We start from the raw sequence: 10,668 nt of genomic DNA, 5'->3' as shown, positions 1-10,668 counted from the left end.
TGCCACCGAGACCACCTGTTAGAATCCAACGGCCCTTTGCTTCACCGTCAAAGTGTTTTTTTGCAACAGATACGAACGTTTCGTATGTGCCTTGTACGATACCTTGCGAGCCAATGTATATCCAGCTGCCAGCGGTCATTTGGCCGTACATCATCAAGCCTTGTTTATCGAGCTCGTTGAAGTGTTCCCAGTTTGCCCAATGCGGAACAAGGTTTGAGTTTGCGATAAGCACGCGTGGGGCATTTTTATGAGTAGGGAAAACACCAACAGGCTTGCCTGATTGAACTAAAAGCGTTTGGTCATCTTCGAGTCTTTCAAGTACTTCAACAATCTTGTCGTAACATTCCCAGTTTCGCGCTGCTCGGCCAATGCCGCCATATACAACCAGTGAATGTGGATGTTCTGCAACATCAGGATCAAGGTTGTTCATCAGCATACGAAGAGGGGCTTCGGTTAGCCAAGATTTTGCGCGCAGTTTATCTCCGTGAGGTGCACGAATTGTTCTGCTTGTATCAAGTCGTGGATCTTGTCCCTGGCGCTGTGTCATTTCAGACTCCTTTAGTTTCTCGTGATGACCAAGTACTTGCTTGGTCGTAATAATCAGTGGCATCTGGGATGCATTATGGTTTGTGCTGTTTTTCCGCCATTGCGTTGGCGATATCCCAACACAAACGGGCAGCTAATCGTGCTGTTTGACTATCGACGTCATAATTTGGGTTGTATTCGGCGATATCAGCCAGCATTAACTTATTTTTGTAATGAAGAATTCGATCTAAAAAGGGGGCAATTGTGTCGTAACTCACTCCCCGAGCTGCTGGTGCGCTGACTCCAGGTGCGGTTGCGGCAGGAAATACATCCAGATCAATGGTCAAATAGAGGTGGTCACAGTCGTCAATAAAATGCTGAAGCTGAGTTAAGTGATAACTGTGGTTTAAGTAGCAGAGCTGATTGTCCTCTACATACCAAACATTTAACGCATCTGCTTTTTCAAATAGCGCTTTAGTGTTGCTACTGCGGCTTACACCAATACAAGCGTAATGAAAGTCCCAATCGTTACGTTGACAAAAATGATGAATTTGGTTGAAGGGTGTACCAGAGCTCGGTCTTATGTCGGCGAGGTTACTCTCGAATGCGCGCAAATCGAAATGCGCATCGAAATTGATAATGCCGATTTTAGGCTTCTTCTCTGGATGGTGCGCTTTAAAATATTCCGCTAAGCCGGAAAACGAGGCCCACGCAATCTCATGCCCACCACCCAGCACGATGACTGGCGTATGGGGCAGTGCGCTTGAAATGGTTGCTGCACATAGAGCTTGGCTCTCTTCCAGTAAGTCGTCTTCACACACCACAGTACCTAAGTCATATAGTGGGGCGTCTTGGTGCCATGCTAAATTAGCGAGTGCTCGTCGGATTAAGTCTGGCGCTTTTTTCGCGCCAATGCGTCCTTTGTTTCTCGCAACGCCAGCGTCGGTAGCAAAACCGAGTAATGAGACGCCATGCGCAACGGCACTCAACTCATCTGCTTTTTGGCGTTGAACAACGTGATGAATTCGCTGACCAAGCTTGCCGTCCTCGGCATCATGACGGCCTTGCCAATGAAATAGGGGAGAGTGTAGGTCGAATTGAGACATATTATTGGCCTCCGTGTGAAATGTATTCACCATTTACTATACGACCTACCAGACGTTTTGCTCCGACTTGATAGCTTAAATCCGCAGGGCTTTCGATATCCCAGATAGAGAAGTCCGCATCAAACCCTACTTTGATTTCGCCACGTGAGTTTTGATAACCCAGAGCTTTGGCTGCATGTTGCGTTACACCACGCAGTGCTTCTTGCGGTGTAAGGCGAAATAGCGTGCACGCCATATTCAGCATGAGTGTGAGATCAGAAAATGGTGATGTACCTGGGTTGACGTCCGTAGCAATTGCCATCGGCACGTTATGCTCTCTCAATAACTCAATCGGTGGTAACTGAGTCTCTCTTAGAAAATAAAAAGCGCCAGGCAATAGAGTGGCGACGGTGTTTGATCGAGCAAGTGCTTTAACACCTTGCTCATCTAAAAACTCGATGTGATCCGCTGACAGACCGTTGTATTGCGCAGTGAGGGCTGTACCACCGAGATTAGAAAGTTGCTCAGTATGCCCTTTAACCTTTAAGCCGTGGCGTTTTGCAGCTACAAACACTTTTTCTGTTTGTTCAAGATTGAAACCAATCGATTCACAAAAAACATCGACACTCGTAGCTAATTCTTCCTTTGCGACAACAGGGATTATGTCCTGACAAATGTGCTCAATATAATCATCTGCACGACCTTGAAACTCTGGCGGAATAGCGTGAGCGGCGAGAAGTGTAGTGGTGATTTTAACTTTGCGCTCTTGCTCTAGCATTTTGGCGGCACGGAGCATTTTTATTTCATCATTCAGTGTCAATCCATAGCCAGATTTCACCTCGACAGAAGTGACGCCACTCGCGAGTAACCCATCTAAACGTGGTAACGCTAACTCAACTAGTTGTGCTTCGGTTGCAGAGCGTGTCGCATGTACCGTTGAGAGAATCCCGCCGCCTTGTTTGGAAATTTCTTGATATGGCACGCCGTTTAAGCGCATTTCAAATTCGTTGGCACGATTGCCCGCGTAAATAAGATGAGTGTGGCAGTCGATCAAACCTGGCAGAACTAACTGGCCTTGAAGATCGATACTCTGAGGGTAATGTTGGGCAGACAACAGAGACTCGGTTTGCGGTGCGTCTTCACCAATGGCACAGGTACTGATCGCAACGATTTTTCCAGATTGAATACCAATGCGCGCTGGAGGCGTTGGAAGGTATCCGCATTCTCCCGATTGCATGGTAACTAGACGTGCGTTTTCAATCAGCAAATCCATGTTTGTGTCCCTGTGTTTATTTGTATCATTAAATGTATATACAAATAAATAGAGCAAAATAAGAACACTGACAAGATTGATGTTGCTAAAATGTGATCAAAACGTAGATCTAGAGGACAAATCTTGTCCTTAAATGAGCACTTTTGAGCTCAGCTTATATTTGTTACCAGGGTGATAAAGTAGGGCGGTACTGACTAACTTATCTTGGCTCCACGTTCTGCGATTCAAGAGAAGGCAAGGTTCATTGGCTTGCATTTTTAAGTCTTGCTTAATACGGCTTTCAGGCACAATTGCCTCTACAGTATGTTCTATCGCGCTGAGTGGGCAATTATCTGACAGGTATTGATTTGGAGTGATTTGTGTGAAGTCTTGATTTAAATAACTCGGGGCATATTGGCTATTCACCCAGCGGAGCTCCAATTGAATCGGCGTTTGGTCTTCATAGTGAATAATTTCACTGTAAAACACTGTCGTGCCTAACATAACGCCGAGTTTTGTCGCAATGTTGTCATCTGCTTTTATAGCAATCTGTTTGAGCACTTTACTGCCATACTTTCGCCCTCTATCGCTGACTTCTTCGGCAATGTTTCGAATGTCTAGCAGGGGAGATTCTGACTTTTCACCAGGATCACACACGAACGTGCCTAAGCGTGGGCGACGTTGTAATCGGCCCTCATTAACTAAATCCCGAATTGCTTTGTTCACTGTCATTCTACTGACACCAAATTGCTCGGTAAGCTCAATCTCGGTGGCGATGCGATGACCAACTACCCACTCTCCAGCATCAATTTTATCCAGGATAAATTGTTTAATTTGAATGTAGAGTGGTGCAGACATAATGATTTCCCTTTATTTGACTATACAAATACTGCTTAATTTAGGTACAAATTGCAAACATTTCTCGACGAACGTACCGCTTAGTGACCGAGCAATCCTATTGAAGGGCTGAATGACTCTTACTGCTGAGCATTATTTGGATTGATGATTGAATTCAAACATTTTCTTGTGGTCTATTGCTTGCACAGCAGAAAACAATTGTGTAAACAAACGATTATTAGAAGAAAAATCGCTAAAAAAGGAAAAGTATGTTTAAAAAATTGAAAGCATCACTGGGGATCGGCTCTGCAAAAGTAGATACCATTTTGGACGAAATGAGCGTGTTTCAAGGAGCGACGCTGAAAGGGCATGTTCATATCAAAGGCGGAGACGTCGAACAACAAATTGATGCTATTACGATTAAATTGAACACGGAAATGAAAGTCGAAGTGGATGATAGCGTAAGTTACCAAACCTTCACTATTGATCAATTGAAAGCAGTTGACCCTTTTGTGATTCAACCTAATGAAGAAAAGCAGGTTCCGTTTGAGCTAAAACTGCATGATGAAACGCCAATTACTGCGGTTAGCGCACTTAAGAATCAATGTCATGTTTGGGTCGAAACGACGTTAGATATTGATTTTGCGATTGACCCGCGTGACCGTGACTATATTGAAGTGAAACCACTACCAGTAGCATCTCGGGTTATTCAAGCGATCGAGCAAGCTGGCTTCACAATGGTTAAAGCCGATGTTGAAAAAGGCTTTTTGCGCGGTGGCTCGTTTGCCTCTCGCTCTGGTATTTATCAAGAGCTAGAGTTCCGTAACAACGGCTTTATCTCATCAAAAGAAATTGAGCTCTCTTTTATTCTGGAAGGGCAGGTCATGCATTGTTTGGCAGAGATTGACCGTTCGCTCAGTTTGGCTGGTGACCAATATCGCTCGTTTACGTTGCCGATCAATGCAACCGATGCTCAAGTCGCAGCCGCAGTTGCACCAACGCTAAATCTATAGCTCTCATCAACTTGATGAAAATATGTACCGATATCCTATTGTGAAAGCGATATCGGTACTGTTATCCATGTTTCTTGCGTTCTCTACGGCTAAAAACTCAAGCGCTGAATTTTCCATTAGATATCGATAGCCTAATACCAGTTCATTAGAGGCATCAGCAAACTCTGTGGGCCCTTCTGTTGAGCCTTGATACCAATGATATTCCAACATCAGGTGATGGTTATCCTCTAAGGCATAACGGTACCCACCCGCAATGGCAATCGTATTATGTCGATAGGGCAGATCGAGCAAGGCACGGTCATCCGAGCGAAAAGTCATGCCAATCATCGAATAAAATGCATGAGCATCACTTAAGTAGCTGTAGTTTAATTGGAAGCCTTGCTCGAAACTGCTACCTTGAAAAGTGCCGTGAGCCACATCGTTAAAATACAAACTGCCGCCAATCGATAGGCCGTGATGTTCATTTTGGAACACTTGATACTGTAAGTAAGTAGATAGGTTATTGGCCAGTGTTTGTCCTTCGAAATCATCTTCAAGCACATCATATTGCGGCATTGAAATGTAAAAACGATCTCTGTCTACTTTATCCCGCCCATTTTGTCCGATACCGAAAAGTTTATGGAAGCTTTTCGTCAGTCCATCTAAATGGTTGTCAGCGGCAAAGACCCATCGATAGTTGAGCTCCAACTGCCAACGGTTGCTGACTTGCCATTTGCTGCCTAATTCGATTTGATTGTGGTAATAATCCAGTGCGTATTCATCAGTATGAGCCCAAACACTTGCCACGGTTCCTGAACCATAGGCTTCGACAAAACCATAGGGCAGACTATGTCCTGAACGCAGTATGTTGGTGTGACTAACCACTTGCATTGGGGATTGTGCGTAAGAACGCAGCGGGCCATATAAGTCATTTGATGCGAAGGCTTGCAAAGAACATATCGAGGTGCTTAGAAGCACCATAAAGCGCGATTTGAAATAGACCATGATGAATACCTACATACAAACTACTCTATAAAACAACTATATACCTAAATCGCACGTTGAGCTCTCGCCCAGCGTGTTAGGCTTTGTATCGGTTCACACGTAATAGGGGATATTGTAATTTGTTGTGTAAGTTCATTGAGGGGCAATTCCATTCATCAGCTATGCGGTCTCTTAAAAAAAGCATGATCAGATTGTAGTGACGGGTCTGCGGTTAAGTTCTTATGACAAAACAAAATCGCGCTTTGCATTCTAAATGTGAGCTAGGTACAATCCCATTTTCGATAACGGTCCGGTATTCGTGTTACCGAGAGGCCTTTATTGACTCTCAACTATTTTCAACAAATAGCTTCTAATTTGAATAACATGTGTTGCTTGGTGTGCAACACCACTGTAAAGGACATAGCATGCCTATTATTACTCTTCCTGACGGCAGTCAGCGTCAATTTGACAACCCAGTTTCTACTATGGAAGTTGCGCAATCGATCGGTCCTGGTCTTGCAAAAGCAACTATCGCTGGTCGTGTAAACGGTAACCGCGTTGATGCGTGTGATCTAATTGAAGAAGACGCAAGCCTTGAAATCATCACAGTTAAAGATGAAGTAGACGGTCTAGAAATCGTTCGTCACTCTTGTGCTCACCTTCTTGGTCACGCTCTTAAGCAGCTTTACCCTCAAGCTAAAATGGCGATCGGTCCAACCATCGACAATGGCTTCTACTACGATATCGACTTAGACGAATCTCTAACGCAAGAAGATCTTGAAAAGATTGAAAAGCGTATGAAAGAGCTAGCGAAAACCAAGTACGAAGTGGTTAAGAAAAAAGTAAGCTGGCAGGAAGCGCGTGATACGTTTGAATCACGTGGCGAACCATACAAAGTGGAAATCCTAGACGAAAACGTATCTCGTGATGATCGTCCAGGCCTTTACCACCATGAAGAATACATCGACATGTGTCGTGGTCCTCACGTTCCTAACATGAGCTTCTGTCAACACTTCACTTTGCTGAATGTTGCAGGTGCTTACTGGCGTGGTAACAGCGACAACAAAATGCTTCAACGTATCTACGGTACGGCTTTCCACGACAAGAAAGCACTGAAAGCGCACCTAACTCGCCTAGAAGAAGCGGCGAAGCGTGATCACCGTAAGATTGGTAAGCAACTCGACCTATTCCACATGCAGCAAGAAGCACCGGGTATGGTGTTCTGGCATCACAATGGTTGGTCTATCTTCCGTGATCTAGAAGTATTCATCCGCGCTAAGCTAGATGAGTACGGTTACCAAGAAGTGAAAGGTCCACTTATGATGGACCGTGTTCTTTGGGAACGCTCTGGGCACTGGGACAAATACGCTGATGCAATGTTCACAACTTCTTCTGAGAACCGTGAATACGCGATTAAGCCAATGAACTGTCCAGGTCACGTACAGATCTTCAACCAAGGTCTAAAATCGTACCGCGACTTACCGCTACGTATGGCTGAGTTTGGCTCATGTCACCGTAACGAACCATCTGGTGCACTACACGGTATTATGCGTGTACGTGGCTTTACTCAGGATGACGCTCACATTTTCTGTACTGAGAGCCAAATTCAAGAAGAAGTAACAAACTGTATCAAGATGGTGTACGATACGTACCAAACATTTGGTTTCGACAACATCGTAGTGAAACTGTCTACTCGTCCAGAGAAACGTGTAGGTTCAGATGAAATCTGGGATCAATCTGAAGAAGCATTGAAGCAGTCTCTTGAATCGATGGATATTCCATACGAAATTCAAGAAGGCGAGGGTGCGTTCTACGGTCCTAAGATTGAATTCACACTATACGATTGTCTAGACCGTGCGTGGCAGTGTGGTACTGTCCAGCTAGACTTCAACCTACCAGGTCGCTTAGGTGCAACTTATGTAGGTGAAAACAATGAACGTCTTGTACCGGTAATGATTCACCGTGCGATTCTAGGTTCACTAGAGCGCTTCATCGGTATCCTTATCGAAGAATATGCTGGTTTCTTCCCAACTTGGTTGGCGCCAGAACAAGCAGTTCTTATGAACATTACTGATAAACAGTCAGGTTATGTTCAAGAAATAGTACAAAAACTACAAAAAAGTGGAATTAGAGCTAAAGCGGACTTGAGAAATGAGAAGATTGGCTTTAAAATCCGCGAACATACTTTGAAGCGTGTACCGTATATGCTTGTTGTTGGTGACCAAGAAATGGAAGCTGGCGAAATTGCAGTGCGTACTCGTAAAGGTAAAGATCTTGGTAAATTTAAAGTGGATGATTTTATTGCATACATCCAAGACGAGATCTCTAGCCGTAAGCTCAATCTGGAGGAATAAGCTATTAAAGGCGGAAGACGTGGCCAACAGCCGGTAAAACAAAACCCGCACCGTATCAACGGTGAAATTCGTGGTATTCGTGAAGTTCGACTAACAGGCGCTGACGGTGAATCAGTTGGTGTTGTATCGATTCAAGAAGCCATTGCAGCTGCTGAAGAAGCTGGTATGGATCTCGTTGAGATCAGTCCTAACGCCGAGCCACCTGTTTGTCGTGTGATGGACTATGGTAAGTTCCTCTTCGAGAAGAGCAAAACTGCTAAAGAGCAGAAGAAGAAGCAAAAGCAGGTCCAGATCAAGGAAGTAAAATTCCGTCCTGGAACTGATATTGGAGACTATCAGGTAAAACTACGCAACCTGACGCGTTTCCTTGAAGAAGGCAACAAAGTGAAAGTAACAATTCGCTTCCGTGGCCGAGAGATGGCACACCAAGACATCGGTGTTGACGTTCTAAATCGTCTTAAGGAAGATACTGCAGAAATTGCTGTAGTTGAATCTTTCCCTAAGAAGATTGAAGGTCGCCAGATGATCATGGTGCTAGCCCCTAAAAAGAAGTAATTAACGGCTCATCAAGTAATTAAAACCTAGCCGCTTTCCTTTCGATAAAGGCATAACGGCTGGGTTTTGTTCGCCCTAATTACGTTGTTTATTAAACCTACTCAATGCGGAGTTATTCATCATGCCTAAGATGAAAACCAACAAAGGTGCTGCTAAGCGTTTTAAGAAAACTGCTGGTGGTATTAAGTACAAGCACGCTACAAAACGTCACATCCTGACTAAGCGTACTACTAAGAACAAGCGTCAACTACGTCCAAATGCAATCCTTCCAAAATGTGAAGTGGCTGCAGTAATCCGTATGTTGCCATACGCTTAATTCTTTTTAGTTATCAATCGTTTAGTTTAGGAGAAGCATAATGCCTCGCGTAAAACGTGGTGTACAAGCTCGTGCACGTCATAAGAAAGTTCTAAAACAAGCTAAAGGTTACTACGGTGCGCGTTCACGTGTTTACCGCGTAGCTTTCCAAGCAGTTACTAAAGCTGGTCAATACGCTTACCGTGACCGTCGCGCTAAGAAACGTCAATTCCGTCAACTATGGATTGCACGTATCAATGCGGCATCTCGTCAAAATGGTCTATCTTACAGCCGTTTCATCAACGGTCTTAAGAAAGCATCTATCGAGATCGACCGTAAGATCCTTGCGGACATCGCAGTATTCGACAAAGCTGCATTTGCAGTTCTAGTTGAAAAAGCGAAAGCTGCTCTTTAATTAGCAGTTTAGGATTAAGAGAAGGAGAGCATTAGCTCTCCTTTTTTATTGCTAAAATTTATACCCAAATGACTTTTAGCTTGGCTATTTAGAGTATTGTTTATCAGTCTTCTCAATTTATTGGTTAGCATCTTATGTTAGTTATAAGGTAGCTTGGGTATAAATTTTTACGTTTATAAGGGATTAAAAATGATCTACACAACGACCGAAAGCATTCCTGGCCAGCAGATCTCTGAAATCAGAGGGGTTGTAACTGGTAATGTTGTTCAATCAAAGCATATTGGCCGTGACCTCATGGCGGGTATCAAGAGCATTGTTGGCGGCGAAATTCGTGGTTACACGGAAATGATGACCGACGCGCGTGATATTGCTATACAGCGCATGGTGGCGGACGCTGAATCTAAAGGTGCCGATGCAATTGTAGGGATTCGATTTACCACAAGCTCAATCGTAGATGGTTCTTCGGAAATTTTGGCATTTGGTACTGCAGTGAAACTAGCGGACTAGTCTACTTGAATAGCATTGCAAAAATGCTAATAGAGAGCGGTGAATTATTATGCATTTACCGTTCTGTTCCTTTTAGGTTAATTATTCTAGATTTTTGTAGAGAGAATAGGTTTATATTCTCAACTTTACGTTACTATTAAAATTAATCACGATGATTTAGAGTAATTGCTTCACTTTTATTTTGCATATTATTTTATATCTATAATGAAATTGAATTCATATTGAATTTTTCATTTGTTGTGTGAATTCTCTTTTCGGTATATTAATTCATGTTTTTCTTATAAAAATATGAACTTATACCTTGCCAAGCGGTTCTAAATTGTTACAAATACTATACAGCTGTAACATTGCCAAAAGGAATTGTAGATGAGAGATCTGACTCCCGAATACTTGCTAGCCGCATTACGCCAAGCGATTAAAACAAAAGGGCTAACATATCGAGAGCTATCTGAGAAAATGGGTATGCCACTATCTACCTTTAAGAGACATCTTACAAGCACGAATCTCGCTTTAGATAAGTTGCTGGAATATTGTAGAGCGGTTGATTGCACGTTAGATGAACTACAAAAGCTCGCAAATCAATTGCAAGGTGAAGACGAGGATTACTTTAGTCGTACGCAGGATGAGGTATTCTTTCAATTCCCTCACCTTTACGACTTTTATCGTGAATTGAGAATGCTTCGAGGTAAAGACGGTTATTCTATTTTAAAGAAAAAGTATGACTTGTCTGAGCAGAGCATGTCTGATTACTTAAAAGCATTAGAGTTGTTGGATCTCGTTTACGTTGATGAAGATAAAAATATAACGCTGCACGGGCCTTTATATTATAGCTATGCAGAGAACTCCAAGCTCAACGACAAATATACA

11 protein-coding genes and 1 pseudogene are annotated in these 10,668 nt (G+C 43.3%); 7 read left to right on the top strand and 5 right to left on the bottom strand.

The features are described 5' to 3' along the window. The 4 genes and pseudogenes from IQR33_RS33925 to hutC all read right to left on the bottom strand — a co-directional run. A pseudogene (locus tag IQR33_RS33925) lies at positions 1-547 on the bottom strand (urocanate hydratase); the annotation flags it as partial. Positions 548-620: 73 nt separating this feature from the next. After that, on the bottom strand, positions 621-1,631 hold the full coding sequence (hutG, locus tag IQR33_RS21530) for a formimidoylglutamase (RefSeq protein WP_170897140.1): 1,011 nt from the start codon (positions 1,629-1,631) through the stop codon (positions 621-623). 1 nt (position 1,632) lies between these two features. Beyond that, entirely contained in the window at positions 1,633-2,883 is a 1,251-nt protein-coding gene (hutI, locus tag IQR33_RS21525; protein WP_017634852.1) for an imidazolonepropionase, read from the bottom strand. Between the two features lie 129 nt (positions 2,884-3,012). Beyond that, entirely contained in the window at positions 3,013-3,720 is a 708-nt protein-coding gene (gene hutC / locus IQR33_RS21520) for a histidine utilization repressor (RefSeq protein ID WP_005385493.1), read from the bottom strand. A gap of 248 nt (positions 3,721-3,968) precedes the next feature. Here hutC and IQR33_RS21515 point away from each other — a divergent pair, with 248 nt between their 5' ends. Beyond that, positions 3,969-4,712 (top strand): sporulation protein, encoded by a 744-nt coding sequence (locus tag IQR33_RS21515; RefSeq protein ID WP_005385491.1) that lies wholly within the window; start codon positions 3,969-3,971, stop codon positions 4,710-4,712. 6 nt (positions 4,713-4,718) lie between these two features. Here IQR33_RS21515 and IQR33_RS21510 read toward each other — a convergent pair whose 3' ends face one another. Continuing rightward, positions 4,719-5,696 carry a DUF3187 family protein gene (locus IQR33_RS21510; protein ID WP_193837432.1) on the bottom strand — a complete coding sequence of 326 codons (978 nt, stop codon included), beginning with the start codon at positions 5,694-5,696 and terminating at the stop codon, positions 4,719-4,721. Positions 5,697-6,100: 404 nt separating this feature from the next. Between IQR33_RS21510 and thrS the strand changes: the two genes are divergently transcribed. From thrS to IQR33_RS21480, 6 genes are all read left to right on the top strand, one after another. After that, positions 6,101-8,029, top strand: a complete 1,929-nt coding sequence (gene thrS, locus IQR33_RS21505) for a threonine--tRNA ligase (RefSeq protein ID WP_005395892.1) — start codon at positions 6,101-6,103, stop codon at positions 8,027-8,029. 3 nt (positions 8,030-8,032) lie between these two features. Further along, positions 8,033-8,584, top strand: a complete 552-nt coding sequence (gene infC / locus IQR33_RS21500; RefSeq protein ID WP_080276913.1) for a translation initiation factor IF-3 — start codon at positions 8,033-8,035, stop codon at positions 8,582-8,584. A gap of 121 nt (positions 8,585-8,705) precedes the next feature. Continuing rightward, positions 8,706-8,900, top strand: coding sequence for a 50S ribosomal protein L35 (gene rpmI / locus IQR33_RS21495; protein WP_005377932.1), 195 nt, complete (start codon positions 8,706-8,708; stop codon positions 8,898-8,900). Positions 8,901-8,940: 40 nt separating this feature from the next. Continuing rightward, on the top strand, positions 8,941-9,294 hold the full coding sequence (gene rplT, locus IQR33_RS21490; protein WP_004727974.1) for a 50S ribosomal protein L20: 354 nt from the start codon (positions 8,941-8,943) through the stop codon (positions 9,292-9,294). A gap of 189 nt (positions 9,295-9,483) precedes the next feature. Further along, positions 9,484-9,801, top strand: a complete 318-nt coding sequence (locus IQR33_RS21485; protein ID WP_033905144.1) for a heavy metal-binding domain-containing protein — start codon at positions 9,484-9,486, stop codon at positions 9,799-9,801. Between the two features lie 366 nt (positions 9,802-10,167). After that, a partial coding sequence (locus tag IQR33_RS21480; RefSeq protein ID WP_193844037.1) for a helix-turn-helix domain-containing protein occupies positions 10,168-10,668 on the top strand: 501 nt, incomplete at its 3' end.

It is taken from the genome of Vibrio sp. OPT46 (assembly GCF_015163535.1).
In the GTDB taxonomy this organism is placed as follows: domain Bacteria; phylum Pseudomonadota; class Gammaproteobacteria; order Enterobacterales; family Vibrionaceae; genus Vibrio; species Vibrio alginolyticus.
The sequence above is the reverse complement of the archived record's forward strand: the minus strand, read 5'-3'. Positions and strand labels throughout refer to the sequence as shown.

Coding starts and splice junctions, on each gene's coding strand:
- hutG (WP_170897140.1), bottom strand. CDS start 1,631: ATGTCTCAATTCGACCTACACTCTCCCCTATTTCATTGGCAAGGCCGT.
- hutI (WP_017634852.1), bottom strand. CDS start 2,883: ATGGATTTGCTGATTGAAAACGCACGTCTAGTTACCATGCAATCGGGA.
- hutC (WP_005385493.1), bottom strand. CDS start 3,720: ATGTCTGCACCACTCTACATTCAAATTAAACAATTTATCCTGGATAAA.
- IQR33_RS21515 (WP_005385491.1), top strand. CDS start 3,969: ATGTTTAAAAAATTGAAAGCATCACTGGGGATCGGCTCTGCAAAAGTA.
- IQR33_RS21510 (WP_193837432.1), bottom strand. CDS start 5,696: ATGGTCTATTTCAAATCGCGCTTTATGGTGCTTCTAAGCACCTCGATA.
- thrS (WP_005395892.1), top strand. CDS start 6,101: ATGCCTATTATTACTCTTCCTGACGGCAGTCAGCGTCAATTTGACAAC.
- rpmI (WP_005377932.1), top strand. CDS start 8,706: ATGCCTAAGATGAAAACCAACAAAGGTGCTGCTAAGCGTTTTAAGAAA.
- rplT (WP_004727974.1), top strand. CDS start 8,941: ATGCCTCGCGTAAAACGTGGTGTACAAGCTCGTGCACGTCATAAGAAA.
- IQR33_RS21485 (WP_033905144.1), top strand. CDS start 9,484: ATGATCTACACAACGACCGAAAGCATTCCTGGCCAGCAGATCTCTGAA.